This window comes from Bradyrhizobium sp. C-145 (assembly GCF_023375135.1).
GTDB classification, from domain to species: domain Bacteria; phylum Pseudomonadota; class Alphaproteobacteria; order Rhizobiales; family Xanthobacteraceae; genus Bradyrhizobium; species Bradyrhizobium zhanjiangense.
The window spans coordinates 2,329,386-2,346,676 of sequence record NZ_CP088150.1 but is presented as its reverse complement, the minus strand read 5'-3'; the positions used below and the strand labels follow the sequence as shown (position 1 = coordinate 2,346,676).

General features: G+C 65.5%; 14 protein-coding genes. 6 read left to right on the top strand and 8 right to left on the bottom strand.

All coding sequences use genetic code 11. The features are described 5' to 3' along the window. Positions 1-8: 8 nt before the first annotated feature. The 4 genes from LRP30_RS10730 to LRP30_RS10715 all read right to left on the bottom strand — a co-directional run bounded on the left by LRP30_RS10730 (position 9) and on the right by LRP30_RS10715 (position 3,956). Entirely contained in the window at positions 9-542 is a 534-nt protein-coding gene (locus tag LRP30_RS10730) for a DUF4142 domain-containing protein (RefSeq protein WP_249760291.1), read from the bottom strand. 91 nt (positions 543-633) lie between these two features. Further along, entirely contained in the window at positions 634-1,323 is a 690-nt protein-coding gene (locus tag LRP30_RS10725) for an RNA polymerase sigma factor (RefSeq protein WP_164939094.1), read from the bottom strand. 250 nt (positions 1,324-1,573) lie between these two features. Further along, complete coding sequence (locus tag LRP30_RS10720; RefSeq protein ID WP_249760290.1) at positions 1,574-2,437, bottom strand: sulfurtransferase; 864 nt, start codon at positions 2,435-2,437, stop codon at positions 1,574-1,576. A 184-nt stretch (positions 2,438-2,621) separates the two neighbouring features. Then, positions 2,622-3,956, bottom strand: coding sequence for a dihydroorotase (locus LRP30_RS10715; RefSeq protein ID WP_249760289.1), 1,335 nt, complete (start codon positions 3,954-3,956; stop codon positions 2,622-2,624). Between the two features lie 96 nt (positions 3,957-4,052). On the opposite strand from LRP30_RS10715, the gene LRP30_RS10710 reads away from it, so the two are divergent. The 6 genes from LRP30_RS10710 to LRP30_RS10685 all read left to right on the top strand — a co-directional run bounded on the left by LRP30_RS10710 (position 4,053) and on the right by LRP30_RS10685 (position 10,936). Continuing rightward, entirely contained in the window at positions 4,053-4,934 is an 882-nt protein-coding gene (locus tag LRP30_RS10710; RefSeq protein ID WP_249760288.1) for a folate-binding protein, read from the top strand. Next, positions 4,931-5,557 carry a DNA-3-methyladenine glycosylase I gene (locus LRP30_RS10705; protein ID WP_128935529.1) on the top strand — a complete coding sequence of 209 codons (627 nt, stop codon included), beginning with the start codon at positions 4,931-4,933 and terminating at the stop codon, positions 5,555-5,557. The genes LRP30_RS10710 and LRP30_RS10705 overlap by 4 nt, the downstream gene beginning before the upstream one ends. Continuing rightward, on the top strand, positions 5,554-6,171 hold the full coding sequence (locus LRP30_RS10700) for an HD family hydrolase (RefSeq protein ID WP_128935530.1): 618 nt from the start codon (positions 5,554-5,556) through the stop codon (positions 6,169-6,171). The genes LRP30_RS10705 and LRP30_RS10700 overlap by 4 nt, the downstream gene beginning before the upstream one ends. A gap of 205 nt (positions 6,172-6,376) precedes the next feature. Continuing rightward, positions 6,377-6,883: a protein-tyrosine phosphatase family protein gene (locus tag LRP30_RS10695; RefSeq protein WP_128935531.1), complete on the top strand. Its 507-nt coding sequence runs from the start codon at positions 6,377-6,379 to the stop codon at positions 6,881-6,883. Between the two features lie 283 nt (positions 6,884-7,166). Then, positions 7,167-8,135: an NAD regulator gene (locus LRP30_RS10690; RefSeq protein WP_128935532.1), complete on the top strand. Its 969-nt coding sequence runs from the start codon at positions 7,167-7,169 to the stop codon at positions 8,133-8,135. 107 nt (positions 8,136-8,242) lie between these two features. Further along, complete coding sequence (locus LRP30_RS10685) at positions 8,243-10,936, top strand: DUF2339 domain-containing protein (protein WP_249760287.1); 2,694 nt, start codon at positions 8,243-8,245, stop codon at positions 10,934-10,936. Positions 10,937-10,939: 3 nt separating this feature from the next. On the opposite strand, the gene LRP30_RS10680 is transcribed toward LRP30_RS10685, so the two are convergent. The 4 genes from LRP30_RS10680 to LRP30_RS10665 all read right to left on the bottom strand — a co-directional run bounded on the left by LRP30_RS10680 (position 10,940) and on the right by LRP30_RS10665 (position 17,257). Continuing rightward, the gene (locus LRP30_RS10680) at positions 10,940-12,628 is read right to left on the bottom strand and encodes a methyl-accepting chemotaxis protein (protein ID WP_249760286.1); all 1,689 of its coding nucleotides are present in this window, start codon (positions 12,626-12,628) and stop codon (positions 10,940-10,942) included. Between the two features lie 270 nt (positions 12,629-12,898). Next, positions 12,899-14,869, bottom strand: coding sequence for a HAMP domain-containing methyl-accepting chemotaxis protein (locus LRP30_RS10675; RefSeq protein ID WP_249760285.1), 1,971 nt, complete (start codon positions 14,867-14,869; stop codon positions 12,899-12,901). Between the two features lie 198 nt (positions 14,870-15,067). Further along, the gene (locus LRP30_RS10670) at positions 15,068-16,810 is read right to left on the bottom strand and encodes a HAMP domain-containing methyl-accepting chemotaxis protein (protein WP_249760284.1); all 1,743 of its coding nucleotides are present in this window, start codon (positions 16,808-16,810) and stop codon (positions 15,068-15,070) included. 201 nt (positions 16,811-17,011) lie between these two features. Beyond that, positions 17,012-17,257 carry a hypothetical protein gene (locus LRP30_RS10665; RefSeq protein ID WP_091892596.1) on the bottom strand — a complete coding sequence of 82 codons (246 nt, stop codon included), beginning with the start codon at positions 17,255-17,257 and terminating at the stop codon, positions 17,012-17,014. Between the last annotated feature and the right edge of the window lie 34 nt (positions 17,258-17,291).

Genomic DNA, 17,291 nt, shown 5'->3' with positions numbered 1-17,291 from the left:
GCACCCTCCTATTTCAGCTCGGCCGCGACGTGCTCGGCGTGCTGCTGATGGCCCTGGAAGATCTTCAGGCCGGTCTGCAACAGGCTCTTCAGCTCGTTATTGCTCGCGGACGGAATGAGCTGGGTCTCCAACGCGCTATTGACCGTCTTGTGGTAGGCGACCTCGTTCTGGACATAGGCCTTGTCGAAGGCGCCGCCGCTCAGCTTGTCGAGCTCAGCCATCTTGTCGCTCGCCTGCTTCGACAGCGCCCGGCTGGTGTCGTTATCTTCAGGCGTGACGTTCAGCTTCTTGACCAGCGCGAGCGCCTGCTTGTTGACGGCCTCGTGGTCGCGCAGCATGTCCTCGGCGAACGCCTTGACGTCCTTGTTCTTGGCTTTCTTCTGCGCCTGCTTGGCCGCGTTGATGTCGATCACGCCCGCGGTGTAGGCAATATGGGCGATCTGCGGATCGGTGGGCTTGTCGGCTGCGCGAGCGCCCTGCAGCAGCGCAGGACTCGACAGCAGGACGGCTGCGGCGATCGCCGCGCTCGATCGGAAGAACATGGCTTGATACTCCTGTGGTGCCGGACGTTTGGGCCGGCGCGTTGCTTCACAGGAGTTGGATGGGCATTTCGCGCAAACGTTCCCGAAAATTTTAGCTGCCGAAGCCGAGCCGCTTCAGCACTGCTTCAGTCAAGCGCTCACAGCGCCACCCGGCGAACGGGAACGCATCCATCACCACCGGGCCGATCTCCTTCTCGACGTTCTCGCGCAGCATGGTGCGGGCGCGGTGCAGCCGCGTCTTCACGGTCTCGGGCTTGACGGCGAGCAGATCGGCGGTCTCCTCGATACTCATGCCTTCCATGACCCGGGCGACGAACACCATGCGGAAGACATCCGGCAACTCGTCGATGGCGCGTTCGACGACGCGCTGGATTTCACGTTGGGCCATTGTCCTTTCCGGATCACCTGCGGGAGAAACGGGAAACTTGATGATCTGCGCGTCGAGCGCGGCATCTGGTATCGCGCCAAGTTCGACATCGGGCTTTCGGCTGCGTACCCGGCCGAGCGCCTCGTTGATGGCGATGCGCGACAGCCAGGTCGACAACCCGGCCTCGCCCCGGAAGCCATCGAGACGGGTGAACGCGCGGACGTAGGTTTCCTGCACCACGTCCTCGGCTTCGCTGTCGCTGCGCAGGATTCCGCGCGCGAGGCGATAGAGCCTGCGGTTGTTGGCCTGCATGATCTCGCGCAAGGCGGCTTCGTCTCGGCCCCGCGCCCGGTCGATCAGCTCGGCTTCCAATGTCCTGGCGCCGGCGGACAGGCCGGCTGCGGTCCGTTGCATGGCTGTTACCTGCTTGTTTCGCTTCGTTCCGGACATTGGATGCAGGCCCAAACGAAAGGTTCCCAACATTCTTACTCGGGGCTCCGACCCTCCCGTGGAGGGGGAGGGTCGCTTCGCATGGAGCAAAGCGCAATGCGAGGTGGGGTGATCTCTCCAAACGGGCACCGCCAATGGCGAAAGACTGTCACCCCACCCCGCTCGCGCTGCGCGCGACCGACCCTCCCCCTCCAGGGGAGGGTAAGTAAGCACCCTAATCCGTCTCGATCGGCAGCGCCGGATCCCGCGCCCATTCGCCCATGGAGGCGTCATAGAGCGTGAGCTTATCGTAGCCGAGCTGCGTCAGCATGAGCAGGTCGATCGTCGCCGAGATGCCGCCGCCACAATACAGGATCACATTTTTATCGCGCGTAACGCCTTGGGCGGTGAATTTGGCCTCGGCTTCTGCAAGCGTCGTCAGCGTTTTGTCGGCATTGGTGAGCGACGCCGCTGGGACGTTGACGCTGCCCGGCACACGGCCGGGCCGGCCGTAGCGGCTCGGCTCGAGACCCTGATGAAATTGCGGACCGAGCGCGTTGACGATAACGGTCGCGGGATCGCCGATCCGGGCCTTCACGATGTTCTTGTCGACGAAATAGCCTGGGCGCGGCGCGGCCTTGAACGTCGCGGCAGGATAGCCCTTCGGCGCACCTCTCTCGACCGGCCGCCCCTCGTCCTTCCATTTGTCGAAACCGCCGTCGAGCACACGCGCATCGACGCCGAGCGAGCGCAGCATCCACCAGAACCGCGTCGACCACATCATCGTGCCGATGCTGTAGAGCACGATGGTCTTGGATGCATCGAGGCCGTGCCGGCCGAAGGCAGCCTGCAACTGGGCCACATCGGCCATCATGAAAAACTGTTGCGCGGAGGTGTCGGAGAACTCGCCCTGCAGGTCGAGGAAATCGGCGCCGGGAATGTGGCCGGCCGCAAACGTCTTGTCGCCGGGCACCGCTCGATACGGCACGTCGCTGCCCGGCGGCACCGGCTCGTTGTACGTCGTGCAGTCGTAGAGGCGGAGGTCGGGATCGCCGAGCAGGCCTGCGAGTTGCTCGGTGGTGATGAGGGGTTGAGTCATTGAATGCTCTCCCATGCTTCCTCAATGTCGTCCCGGCGAAGGCCGGGACCCATACCGCGTGACCTATCGGTGGACGGAGATATTCGTACCGAGAGAAGGCCCAGCAACGACTAGTCTCCGCCAAACGTCTCCCTGTGGTTATGGGTCCCGGCCTTCGCCGGGACGACACCGAGTGTGGAGCGGCCTACGCCTTCAGCGTCTCCAGAAACCGCACCGGCTCGCCTTGCGAGGCCGTCACCAGCTCGCCCTGCCACATCACGCGGCGGCCGCGGATGAAGGTGCCGACGGGCCATCCGGTGACGCGGACGCCGTCATAGGGGGTCCAGCCGGCTTTGGATGCGACCCATTTGTTGGTGATGGTCTCGCTGCGCTTCAGGTCGACGATGGTGAAGTCGGCGTCGTAACCGGCGGCGATGCGGCCCTTGCAGGCCATGTTGTAGACGCGCGCGGGGCCGGCGCTGGTGAGATCGACGAACCGTGCCAGTGACAGCCGGCCGGCATTGACGTGATCGAGCATGATCGGCACCAGCGTCTGCACGCCGGTCATGCCGGAGGGCGAGGCCGGATAGGTCTTCTGCTTCTCGTCCAGCGCATGCGGGGCGTGGTCGGAGCCGAGCACGTCGATGATGCCCTGCTCGATGCCACGCCAGATTCCGGCGCGATGTTCGGCGCCGCGCACCGGCGGATTCATCTGCGCCAGCGTGCCGAGCCGCTCGTAGCATTCGGGCGCGGCCAGCGTCAGATGATGCGGCGTCGCTTCGCAGGAGGCGACGTCCTTATGGTCGCGCAGGAACTCGATCTCTTCCTTGGTCGAGATGTGCAGCACATGGATGCGCTTGCCCGTCTCATGCGCGAGCTTGACCAGGCGCTGCGTCGCCATCAGCGCCGCGGTCTCGTCGCGCCAGACCGGATGCGACCGCGCATCGCCCTCGATGCGCAGCGATTTGCGGTCGTTGAGGCGGTACTCGTCCTCGGCGTGGAACGCGGCGCGGCGGCGGATGACCTGGAAGATGCGCCGCAGGCTCTCGTCGTCCTCCACCAGCAGCGCGCCGGTCGAGGAGCCAATGAACACCTTGACGCCGGCGCAGCCGGGCGCGCGCTCCAGCACCGGCAGATCCTGCACATTCTCGCGGGTGCCGCCGATGAAAAAGGCGAAATCGCAATGCATGCGGTGACGAGCGCGCTTCACCTTGTCGGTGAATTCGGCTTCCGTCACCGTGAGGGGCGAGGTGTTCGGCATCTCGAACACGGCGGTGACGCCCCCCATCACGGCGCTGCGCGAGCCGGTCTCAAGGTCTTCCTTGTGCGTCAGCCCGGGCTCGCGGAAATGCACCTGCGTATCCATCACGCCGGGCAGGATGTGCAGGCCCTTGCAGTCGATCACCTCCGCGGCGCTGGCTTGCGACAGCGCGCCGATCTCGGCGATGCGGCCACCCGTGATGCCGATATCGCGCAGGCCCTCGCCGTCCTGGTTGACCACGGTGCCGCCTTTGAGGATCACGTCGAAACGCTGGGTCATGGGGCCTCTCTCATCCCCAAGCGCAGGGCTCGAGGTCTTGTCGTTTTTGCCTTGCGGGCTTACGTTCCGGAGCAACATGTCGCAAGAGATTTTCGCATGAAATCAGCGTTTCTTCCCGACCGGGGCGTGGTCAAGGTCGCGGGCGAGGATGCGCGCAACTTCCTCAACGGCCTCGTCACCACCGATGTCGACAGGCTCAAGCCGGGCCTGGGGCGATTCGGCGCGCTGCTGACGCCGCAGGGCAAGATCATCGTCGATTTCCTGATCACGGAGGTGCCCGCCGGCCATGGCGGCGGGTTCCTGATCGATTGCCCGAAAGCGCTGGCCGAGGGCCTCGCCACCAAGCTGAAATTCTACAAGCTGCGCGCCAAGGTCACGGTGGAAAACCTCTCCGATGCTCTGGGCGTGCTCGCAGCCTGGGACGGCCAGCCTGCCGCTCAGCCCGACCTCGGCTTCGCCGATCCGCGCCACAATGAGCTCGGCTATCGCATCCTGATCCCCGAGGATCTCAAGCAGAAGCTGTCCGATCTCATCGGCGCCGAGCTGGTCGATGCCGCCGAATACGAGGCTCACCGCATCGCGCTCGGCGTACCGCGCGGCGGGCTCGATTTCATGTACAGCGACGCCTTCCCGCACGAGACCAATATGGACCGGCTTGCCGGCGTCGATTTCGACAAGGGCTGCTATGTCGGCCAGGAGGTCGTCTCGCGCATGCAGCATCGCGGCACCGCGCGCACCCGCAGCATCAAGGTGCTGATCGAGGGGCCCTCGCCCGAGATTGGTGCCACCATTCTCGCCGGCGACAAGCCGGTCGGCACCATCGGCTCGACCGCCGGCGGCAAGGGCATCGCGCTGGTGCGCGTCGACCGCGTCGCCGATGCGCTCGATGCGGGCCAGCCGCTCACCGCGGGCGGCCTCGCGCTGACACTCACCGAACCCGACATCGTCCGCATTCCATCGAAGCAACCCATCGCATGAGCCGCGCCCCTCGCCTGCATCCCGACGGAAAGACCCGCTGTCCCTGGCCGGGCGAAGATCCGCTCTATGTCGCCTATCACGACACCGAATGGGGCGTACCTGAGTATGACGACCGCGCACTCTACGAAAAGCTGATCCTCGACGGCTTCCAGGCCGGCCTCTCCTGGATCACGATCCTGCGCAAGCGCGACAATTTCCGCAAAGCCTTCGACGATTTCCAGCCAGAAAAGATCGCGCGCTACAACGACAAAAAGGTGCACGCGCTGATGAACGATGCCGGCATCGTGCGCAACAAGGCCAAGATCGACGGTACGATCCTGAGCGCAAAATCGTATCTGGAGATCATGGAGAAGGGACCGGGCTTCTCGAAGCTGTTGTGGGACTTCATGGACGGCCGCCCCAAGGTCAACAATTTCAAGACCAGCGCGAGCGTACCAGCCTCGACGCCGCTGTCGGTGCAGATCTCCAAGGAGCTGTCCTCGCGCGGCTTCAAGTTCGTCGGCCCGACCATCGTCTATGCCTTCATGCAGGCGACCGGCATGGTCAACGACCATCTGGTCGACTGCCATTGTCACGCGACCTGCGGCAAGACGCAGCGCAAGCCGCGCCTCAAGGCCAAATGACAGCTGAGAAGAAGACCGCGCGCGATGCGCAGTCCCGCGCCTGGCAGCGCATGCTGTCGGGCCGGCGGCTCGATCTGCTCGACCCCTCCCCGCTCGACGTCGAGATCGCCGACATCGCGCACGGGCTGGCGCGCGTGGCCCGCTGGAACGGCCAGACCATCGGCACCCACATCTTCTCGGTCGCGCAGCATACGCTGCTGGTGGAGACCGTGATGCGGCATGAGATGCCGCGCGTCGACCAGCGCGTGCGACTCGCAGCCCTGCTGCATGACGCACCCGAATATGTCATCGGCGACATGATTTCGCCGTTCAAGGCCGTGCTCGAGGGCCATTACAAAACGGTCGAGAAACGCCTGCTCAGCGCCATCCACATCCGCTTCGGGCTGCCGCCGGTGCTGCCGGAGGAGATCACGCAGGCGATCAAGGCTGCCGATCGCGGCGCGGCTTATCTGGAGGCGACCGAGCTTGCCGGTTTCAGCGAGAGCGAGGCACGGCGCCTGTTCGGCAAGGATCCCGGCCTACCCGACAGCGTCCGGCGCGACTATCTCACGCCCTGGACCGCGGCGCGGGCCGAGAAGCAGTTCCTGGAGCGGTTTGGCGCGGTGATTGCGTAGGGCAGTGGTGCCTCGATCTCTGTTGTCGTCCCGGCGCAGGCCGGGACACATACTCCGGGAAGGGGTTTTGCGAAGACTGGGAGTTGCCACCGCCTCAGTCACGCCGGCCGGTGGTTATGGGTCCCGTCCTGCACCGGGACGACAATGTGGGATGCTTTGCCCACCCTACGGCCGCTCGCTATAATCGGCGCCAAAAAGGTCCGCCATGATCCACGTCTGTTCCCTCGCCGCACTTCCCGAAACCGTCCGCCTCACTGGCGCCAGCCACGTGCTGACGGTGATGGCCAATGTCGAGCAGGTGGCGCGGCCCGTGTCCGTGCTGCCGGCCAACCATCTCAAGGTGTCGATGGACGACATTACCGAGGAGATGGACGGCTTCGTCGCACCGTCAGAGACGCATATCGAGCAGGTGTTGAATTTCGTGCGGGGCTGGGACCGCAGCGCGCCGCTGGTGGTGCATTGCTACGCCGGCATCAGCCGCTCCACCGCCAGCGCGTTTGCAGCGGTATGCGCGCTCAATCCGAACCGCGACGAGATCGAGATCGCCAAGAAGATCCGCGCGGCCTCGCCGATCGCTTCGCCGAACCGGCGCATCGTCGGCCTCGCCGATCGTGCATTGGGACGCAACGGCCGCATGCTGCGCGCGCTCGACGAGATGGGCCCGGGCGCGATGATGGTCGAGGGCCGCCCCTTCGTGATCGAGCTCGAATGAGTCGGGAGCCGAATAGCAGCCGCGACGGGACTGCGCCCCCTCTCCCGCTTGCGGGAGAGGCACAGGCGGCCTTCGGCCGCCGTCCTTTAAGAAGACGCCGATGCGAAGCATCGGCTATGGGTGAGGGTGCTTCCGCATCGGGGCACCCCCAGCGTGGAGAGAGCCCTCACCCGCCGCTGCGCGCCGACCTCTCCCGCAAGCGGGAGAGGTTACAGCGAGCATGCGGAGAGACCGGCTCAATCAGCCGGCATATCTTGTTCACAACACCAGCGACCTCAGCCGCATGAGCGAGATGCTGCTGACGCCGATCGAGATTGGCCTGACTGCCGCGATCGTCGCGATCGAGGACCACGAACCGCAGATCCTCACCGCACGCGCCGGTGACGGGCTTGCCGGCCTGCCGTTCGGGCCGTTCGATGCGCTCGCCCATCGCACCTTCGAGATCGGCCTGCGCGCCTGGGTCGAGCAACAGGCGGGCCTGCGGCTCGGCTATGTCGAGCAACTCTACACGTTCGGCGACCGCGGCCGTCATGCCGAAGCCGCCCACACCGGCGCGCACATGGTGTCGATCGGCTATCTGGCGCTGACGCGCGCCGTCGATGGCGAGCTCGCCGCGACCGGCGCGAGCTTCGAGCCATGGTATCGCTTCTTCCCCTGGGAAGACTGGCGCGAGCAGCCGCCAGAGATCATCGCCCGCGACATCATCCCGGCGCTGATGAAATGGGCCGAGGAGGAGACGCCGGAGACGACGCGCGCGCTGCCGCGGAAGGATCGCGTGCGGTTCTATTTCGGTCTCGACGGTGCGCCCTGGGACGAGGAGCGCGTGCTCGACCGCTATGAGCTCCTGTACGAGGCCGGGCTGATCGAGGAGGCGCGGCGCGACGGCAGGCCTGCGGCATTAGCGCGCAAGACGCTTCCCGCGCTTGGGACCTCGATGCGGTTCGATCACCGGCGCATCCTCGCCACAGCCATCGCGCGGCTGCGTGCAAAACTGAAGTATCGTCCTGTCGTCTTTGAACTTTTGCCCGCCGAGTTCACACTCACGGAATTGCAGCATACGGTGGAGGCCATCTCCGGCCGCCACCTGCACAAGCAGAATTTCCGCCGCCTCGTCGAAACGGAAGCTCTGGTCGAACCGACCGGGGCGATGTCGACACAGACCGGCGGACGCCCGGCGGCGCTCTATCGCTTCCGCCGCGACGTGCTCCAGGAGCGGCCCGCGCCGGGCTTGCGCGTACGCTCCCGGCGCTGAGCATGATCCGGAAAAGTGCGTAAGCGGTTTTCCGAGCAAGGTCATGCTCCAAACTAAGATTGTAAGATTTCGCGATCGGCCCTGCCCGCCGGTTGCCCGGAGGCTTCATGTTCGACGGCCCGTTTGACGTCTTTGCGTTGATCATTGCGATCGCCGCCTTCCTCGTCGCGATCAAGGCCTCCAGTCAGGCAGCCGAACTGCGCCGCCGACTAAGCTCGCTCGAAGAGACGTTTGACGCGCAGCGGCGGGTTCAGCCGCCGCCACTCACGCCGACGTGGGAGCAGGCGCCCGCGACGGCTGCGGCGGAGCCGCCGCCGCTTGCGCCGGAAGCTGAGCCGGCACCGCCACCCGCCACCGAAGCTGTTTCGCCACCGCCGCTCGAAACGAGCACCGAGGCCGCTGCACCGCCTCCGCTGACTGCATCCGCACCCGGCTTCGAGGAGCGACTCGGCACGCGCTGGGTGGTGTGGATCGGCGGGCTCGCACTCGCGCTCGGCGGCTTCTTCATGGTGCGCTATTCGATCGAGGCCGGCCTTGTCGGCCCCGGCGTGCGCGTATTCCTCGGCGGCCTGTTCGCGCTGGCGCTGCTAGGTGCCGGCGAATGGACGCGGCGCAAGGAAAGCATCTCGACGATCCAGGCGCTGCCGATCGCCAACATCCCAGCGATCCTCACCGCGGCCGGCACGGCGGTGGCGTTCGCGACCATCTATGCAGCCTATGCGCTCTACGGTTTCCTCGTGCCCGCCACCGCCTTCGTGCTGCTCGGCCTCGTCGCGCTCGGCACGCTGGCCGCTGCGCTGCTGCATGGGCCCGCGCTCGCGGGCCTTGGCGTCGTCGGCGCGTTCGTGACGCCGGTCCTCGTCTCCAGCGGCAAGCCGGACTATTGGGCGCTCTACATCTATCTCGCGATCGTGACCGCCGCGAGCTTCGGCCTCGCCCGCATCCGGCTGTGGCGTTGGCTCGCGGTGACCACCATCGTCTTCGCGGTGCTCTGGACTTTCATGGGGCTCGAGCCCGAATTGCAGGTGGCGCCGCACGCCTTCCACGTCATTGCGGGCTTCACGCTCGCTTCCCTCCTCGTCGTCTGCGGCTTCATGTTCGGCCCAACCATCGAGGACGGCGAGATCGAACCGGTGTCGTCGAGCTCGCTCGGCGCCTATCTGTTCGCAGCCATGATCATCGTGCTGTCGAGCGCGCATGCCGATCTGGCGCTGATCGCCTTCACGCTACTCGTCGGCGCGACCCTGCTCGTCGCCTGGCGTGGGCCGGCAGCAACCGGTGCGCTGGGCGCGGCCGCGGCAACCGTCTTCATCGTGTTCGCCGAATGGGCGGTGCGGGCCAATCCCGACATGCTGGTGCTGCCGGGCGGCCCGCTGCCGGGTGTCGGGCCAGCAGCGATCGGCAGCTCCGTGACGCTGCATCTGGTGATGGCCGCGGTCTTCGCCGCCGGCTTCGGCATCGCGGGCTTCCTCGCGCAGGGCCGGTCGAATTCGGCTGTCATTCCCGTGGTGTGGTCGGCCGCGGCGGTCGCCACACCGATCGCGATCCTGGTTGCGCTCTATGCGCGCATCGCCCATCTCGACCGCTCGATCCCGTTTGCGATCCTCGCCGTGCTGCTCGCCGCCACCTTTGGTGCTGCGACCGAATCGCTCACGCGCCGCGAGACCCGGCCGGGCATCATGATCTCCACGGCGCTGTTCGCGACCGGCACGCTCGGCGCGCTGGCGCTGGCGCTGACCTTCGCGCTGGAGAAGGGCTGGCTCACCATCGCGCTCGCGCTGATGTCGCTCGGCACCGCCTGGATCTCGATGCAGCGGCCCATCCCGTTCCTGCGCTGGCTCGCCGCCATCTTTGCCGGCATCGTCACCGCTCGGATAGCCTACGATCCGCGCATCGTCGGCGATGCCGTCGGCACCACACCGATCTTCAATTGGCTGCTTTGGGGCTACGGCCTGCCGGCGGCATCGTTCTGGGGCGCGAGCATCTTCCTGCGCCGCCGCGCCGACGATCCGCCGCTGCGCATGGTCGAGACCGCCGCGATCCTGTTCACCGCGCTGCTCGCCTTCATGGAGATCCGGCACTTTGCGACCGGTGGCGACATGATCTCGCCGCCGTCGCTGCTCGAGTTCGCGCTGCAGGTCTGCGTCACGCTCGCGATGGCGATCGGGCTGGAGCGCCTGCGACTGCGCAGCCACAGCATCGTGCACAATGTCGGCGCGATCGCGCTCAGCGCGATCGCCGCGCTCATAAGCGTGTTCGGCCTGCTGATCCTGGACAACCCGCTGCTGTTCTCCAGCGTCAATGTCGGCGGCCTCGTGTTCAACCTGCTGCTGCTCGGCTACGCGCTCCCCGCGATGCTGATGCTGCTGCTGTCCTACGCCGTGGCGGGACATCGCCCCATCGCCTACGCCAATACGATCGCGGGCGGGGCACTGGTGTTTGCGCTCACCTACGTGACGTTGGAGATCCGCCGCTTCTATCACGGCCCGGTCCTGCTCTACGGCGGCACCACAGGCGCGGAGCAATACACCTATTCGATCGGCTGGCTCGCCTTCGGCGTGGTGCTGCTCGGCGTCGGCATCCTGGTCAATTCGGAGCGCGCGCGGCTGGCCTCTGCCGCCGTCATCGCGCTGACGATCCTCAAAGCCTTCGTCATCGACGTGTGGACGCTGACAGGCGTCTATCGCGCGCTGTCGTTCATGTGCCTCGGCGTCGTGCTGGTGGCGATCGGCTGGCTCTACCAGCGCATCCTGTTCCGGCGACAGGTCGCACCGCCGCCGGTTCCACAGACGGGCAGTTGAGGATCAGGCGGCGCGGACCGACTCCAGGAACTGCGCGACTTCGACCTTCAGGCGGGTGCTGTCGGTCGCCAGCGATTTGGCCGCCGACAGCACTTCGGTCGAGGCCGAGCCGGTCTCGGTCGCGCCGCGCTGCACGTCGGTGATGTTCATCGAGACCTCCTGCGTGCCGACCGAAGCCTGCTGCACGTTGCGTGAGATCTCCTGGGTGGCCGCGCCCTGTTCTTCGACGGCGGCGGCGATCGCCGCCGAGACCTCGGACAGCCGCTCGATGGTGCCGCCGATCTCCTGGATGGCGCTGACGGATTCCTGCGTGGCGGCCTGGATGCCCGACACCTGCGCTCCGATCTCGCCGGTCGCTTTCGCGGTCTGCTCGGCGAGCGCCTTCACTTCCGAGGCAACGACGGCGAAGCCGCGGCCGGCCTCGCCGGCGCGTGCCGCCTCGATGGTCGCGTTCAGCGCCAACAGATTGGTCTGGCCGGCGATGGTGTTGATGAGCTCGACGACGTCGCCGATGCGGGCCGCCGCCTGCGACAGCGCGTTGACGCGCTCGTTGGTCCGCGCCGCCTGTTCGACGGCTTCCGCGGCCATCCGCGCCGAATCCTGAACGCGGCGGCTGATCTCGGTGATGGAGGAGGACAGCTCCTCCGAGGCGGAGGCCACGGCCTGGACGTTGGTGGAGGCCTCCTCGGAGGCAGCTGCGACGACGGTCGCGAGCTTCTGGCCGCGCTGCGCCGTGTTGGTCAGCGTCGTCGCCGATGCCTCCAGCTCGGTCGAGGCCGACGACACGGTCCCGACCACTTCACCGATCATCGCTTCGAACTTGCGGGTGATGGCGTCGACGCGGCGGCCGCGCTCGATCTTGGCCTCGGCGTCGCGCGCCGCTGCCTCGTCGGCGATTTTCTTGGCGATCAGCGCCTCCTTGAAGATCTGCAGCGCATCGGCCATCGAGCCGATCTCGGTCTTCTCGCCGCGATGCGGCACCTCGGCCGAGAGGTCGCCTTCGCCGAGCGACTGCATCGGACGGATGATCGAAGCAATGCCGCGGGAGACGTCGCGCACGAGATAATAGGCGGCGCCGATCGCGATCACGACCGAGAGCAAGATGATGCCGACCAGCACGCGGAAGATCGTGGCGTAGCTGTCGGCCGCCTGCTTCGTCTCCAGCTCGGCGCCCTGATTGTTCAACTCGATGCCCTTCTGGAGCAGGGGATCGGCGGCCTGGGCCATCTTCGCGACCTTGGTCTGCAACAGCTCGTTGGCATCGGTCGGGAAGCGACCGACGCTCTTGCGCGACAGCGCCATCACGTCCTGAACGCCATTCAGATACTCAGCCCACGCCTTGGCCCATTGTCCGTAGAGCGAGCGCTCCTCGGCAGCGGTGATCAGCGGCTCGTAGACCTTGCGGGTCTTCTCGATGCGTTCGCGCAAGGAGGCCAGGCGCTTCTCGGCGGCTTCCTTGCCTTCAGCTGTGTCCTGCATCAGGTGCAGACGCAGCGCGACGCGCAGCTCGTTGATGTCGGCGCGCATGGAGCCGAGCGCACGCACGCTCGGCAACCAGCTCTGCGCAATCTCGACGGTGTGGGCGTTGATGTTCTGCATCGTGCCGATCGCCGTCACGCCGACACCGGCGAGCGAGAGCACGAGGACCGACAACACGGTCAGCAGCTTGAAGACGATCGACAACTTCGACATCACACGAATCCCGATGATAGCTGGCAGCGCGCACGTCGCCTGCGCCACAGCGTCACGACGGACGACCGGGCGGAGGTCAGTTCAACAATGCTGGCTGGTTCTTATTCCGTAGAATTGCGCCCTATATTCGCAAGCAGGCGTTAACATGGTCCTACGTAAAACTATTGGACGTCCCGACAATCGCTATTTTCCCCGACCATCCGCTGCAGCTGCACAGATCTCGCGCGGCGCCGTGCTTCATGCATAGCAACATCGCCAGGGCCGACGTCGTCACGCGGCCCGCACCGACTCCAGGAAACGCGCCACTTCGCTCTTCAGCCGGTTGCTCTCCTGCGAGAGCGACTGGGCCGCCGAATGCACCTGCGCAGAAGCAGCCCCGGTCTCGCCGGCGCCGCGCTGGACATGGCCTATGTTCGCCGAGACCTCCGAGGTGCCCTGCGCGGCGTTTTGGATGTTGCGGGAGATCTCCTGCGTCGCAGCGCCCTGCTCCTCGACCGCGGCGGCGATGGTCGACGAGATCTCCGACATGCGCGCTATGGTGTCACCGATCTCCTTGATCGCGCCGACGGAGTCCTCCGTCGCGGCCTGGATCGCGCCGATGTGCTGGCCGATCTCGCCCGTCGCCTTGGCGGTCTGCTCGGCAAGCGCCTTCACTTCCGTCGCCACCACGGCGAAGCCCTTGCCGGCCTCACCCGCCCGCGCCGCCTCGATCGTCGCATTCAGCGCCAGCAGGTTGGTCTGGGCGGCGATGGTGTTGATCAGATCGACCACGTCGCCGATGCGGCCGGCCGCTTTTGTCAGCTCGGCGACGCGCGCATTGGTACGTTGCGCTTGTTCCACCGCAACGTCGGCGACCCGCGCCGATTCCTGCACCTGACGGCTGATCTCAGTGATCGAAGAGGTCATCTCTTCACTTGCAGCCGACACCGACTGAACGTTGGCGGAGGCCTCCTCCGAGGCCGCAGCCACAGCCGTGGCGAGCCCGTTGCCGCGCTCGGCGGCCTCAGTCAGCGTGTTGGATGATGCTTCGAGCTCGGTTGCCGCCGATGACACGGTCTCGACGATCTCGCCGACCGCGCCCTCGAAGGCATCGGCAAGCCGCTGCATGTCCGCCTTGCGCTGTTCACGCCCACGTGCATCGGCCTCCGCCTGCTCGACGCGCAGCCGCTCGGCCTCCGCCATGCCGGTCCTGAACACCTCGACCGCGCCGGCCATCTCGCCGATCTCGTCCCTGCGTCCGACACCGGGAACGGCTATCGAAAGCTCGCCGCGCGCCAGCCGCGTCATCGCGCCCACCATGGCGCCGAGCGCGTTCGAGATCGAGCGTCCGAGCAGGAAGCCGACCGCCGCGAGCACGACGACGGTAACGCCGAAGGCGACCATCATCCACAGACGTACGGCATCGCGGGTCGCGGCCTCGGCAACATCGGTCTGCTTGTACATGGCATCGACGGCGCTCTGCACTTCCGCCATGACAGGCTCAAGCTCGCGAAACGTCTTCATCATGCTGGCGTCGAGGGCCGCAGTCTGCTGCGCGGTCTCCGCCCAGGCCGCGAACTCGGACTGGTATTTCTGCAGCTTGGCGGTGATGTCGTTCATCACCGCCGTAGGGACCGCGACGACTTCTATCGCCTTGGAGAATTCGGCCGCCGCCTTCTTCATCTCGGCAATGTATTTTGGATCGCGCCGCAGCATGAAATCCTTCTCGTGCCGGCGCATCATCAGCATCCAGCTCGTCGTCCGCGGATCGTCGATCTGCTTCAGCTTGGTCTCGATGTCGTGCGCCGCGGCGCGGAGCGAGCCGGACAGGCCGAGCGTCTCGTTCAGGCCGAGCCTGGTCTCGGCCGCCACCAGGGCGCCGAAATCCGAGGCATAGCGCTTGAAGCCGGTCTGGACCTGCTTCATCCTGTCGGACAGCGCACTCATGCCGCCAGTCGTCAACAACCGCTCCACATCGTCGAAATCACGGTTGATCGGTCCGATCAGCTCGGCATGCGCCTTGGCGGAGCTTTCGTTTCGCCGCTGCTGGAAATTCTTCTCGTTGCGGCGCGCTTCCAGCATTTCGATCGAAAGCTGCTTGTCGAGATCAGCGATCGCGCGGGCGCGGTTGGCAACCTCGCGCGACGCATCCTGGGAGAGGCTGCCGATCTCGTAGATTGCACCGAAGGCGGCGAGACCGATAAGGCCGAAGAGTCCGATCGCCATGACCTTATGGGTGAGGCGAATGGAAATGCCGCTCATTGAATGTGCTCCAACGACTGAGACGCAATACATGAAGGGCGACTCAGCGCCCGGAATATTGCGGAGATCATGCCTGCATCGCTTTTCCGGAAGGTTAACCCTGCGCGCATCGGTCGCGGCGTCGAAACACGAACGCGCGCAACCATCGCAGCTTCGCGCGCGGCGGTTGCAGATCGGGGTCTGCTCAAGACGCCACCGTCAGCCGGCGCGCACAGAGCCGAGAAACTTGCCGACCTCGAGCTTGAGGCGGTTGCTGTCACCGGACAGCATTTGCGCGGCAGACAGGACTTGCGAGGACGCCGAGCCGGTCTCGCTTGCGCCGCGCTGCACGTCAGTGATGTTGGACGACACCTGATAAGTGCCTTCTGCAGCCTGCTGCACATTGCGGGAAATTTCCTGCGTCGCGGCGCCCTGCTCTTCCACGGCCGCCGCAATCGTCGAAGAGATCTCCGACAGCTTCTCGATGGTGTCGCTGATGTCCCTGATCGCGCCGACCGAATGTTCGGTCGCGGTCTGGATGCTGGAAATCTGCTGCCCAATCTCGCCGGTTGCCTTGGCCGTCTGCTCGGCCAGGGCCTTGACCTCGGAGGCAACCACCGCAAACCCCTTGCCCGCTTCGCCGGCGCGGGCGGCCTCGATCGTGGCATTGAGTGCGAGCAGATTTGTCTGGCCAGCGATCGAATTGATCAACTCGATCACGTCGCCGATGCGCGTCGCCGCCTTGGACAGCTCGCTGACCCGCTCGGTCGTGACACGAGCCTGGCCGACCGCTTCGTTGGCCATGCGCGCGGACTGCTGAACCTGACGACTGATCTCGTTGATCGATGAGGACAGTTCTTCGGTCGCGGATGCCACCGACTGCACGTTGGTCGAGGCCTCTTCGGAGGCGGCAGCAACCACCGTGGTCAACTCCTGCGCGCGCTCGGCGGTCGAGGTGAGCGTCGAAGCCGAGGCCTCGAGCTCGGTCGAGGCCGAAGAGACGGTCTCGACGATCTCGCCGATGGCGGATTCGAAACTGTCGGCGAGCTTGTGCATCTCGGCCTTGCGTCGCGCGGCCGCGATCTGGTCCTGCCTGATTTTGGCTTCGGCCTCCTCTTGCGCCTTCTGCTCGGACACGATCTTGAACTTCTCGACGGCAGCGGCAACGCCGCCCACCTCGTCCTTGCGACCAAGCCCGGGTAGCACCACTGAAAAATCGCCGCCGGCGAGCTTGTCCATGGCCACGGTGAGCGCGCGGATGGGCCGCGCGATGCTGAGGAAGGAGAGGAGCCAGGAGCCGATCAGAACGAGCGCCGCGAAGGCGCCGACCGCCGTTCCGATCTGCTCGCTCGATCTCATCTGAGCGGCAGCCGCGGCGTTGTCCTCGTCGGATTTGTGTCTCGCATAGTCGGCGATCTGGCTGATCAGCGCGTCGAGTTGTGCTGCGATCGGCAGGGTAACCTCCCGCGCGATGCGAATGCCTTCGTCATTGAGCTTCGCGGCGCGCGTCGCGCCGTCTGGGCCAGACGCGGCGACAGCGACGGCTTCGCCGCGCACGCCGGCAATCTGCTGCGCAGCTTTGCCATAGTCCGCCGCGAGCGATCCCAGTTTCTCCATGCGGACACGATTCTCCGCCGCGTGAGAAAGCCTCAGCATCGCCTCGACCAGCATGCTCATCGAATTCTGCTGATCGCCGAGACTCTGGCTGGCCTTGTGAAGATCGGCCGCGCTATTGGCGAGACGAAGGTCTCGCACTGCGAGTTGCATGCCGCGAACTGCAACTTCGGCCCTGATTGCGTCGCGCGCGATCTCCTGCTGTGCAAGTGCGCTTTGGCTGGTCTCGCGGATGCTCGCATTGCCGAGCATCTGGCTCGCAATCATGGCTCCAACCAGGAGCACTCCGAGAGCCGAAGCGATCGCCAGCTTGGTCCCGATCCGCATATCCTGAAAAAGGCTCAACATGGTACGTTTCCCAAGCAACGAGCTGCCAAGTCATTGCTGGCCGCTTGGACGTTGATCGCCCTTACCGTGAAAGCCTATCGGTCAGAGTTCCCCTTTTGGTTAATGAGCGCCCTCGCAGAAATACTGATTTTGCGCGCTAAATAATTGAAATTGAACGAGGATAGTCTCGTCATAGTTGTAAATTGCAGCTTGAAGTCGGACCTAGGACGTTTTGCATCCGACAGCCTCTCCAACCAGGCTGACGCGAAAAATCGGCTGCTTGTTCTCGTCAAGCAGCTCCATGCGCCACTCGGCATTCGGCTTCAGGCCGCGGGCGATGCCGCCGAGCAGATTGGCGCAAACCTCGGTCATCTCGGTCCAGGCCGCTGCGCGATCCTCGAACTCGTAAGGTTGGTCGGCAGCGCCGGAATAGCGGCCGGTGCTGATGCGGAAAAAGTACAGCGACATCGTTGAACCCTTGCGTAGGGCCGCGTGCCCCGGC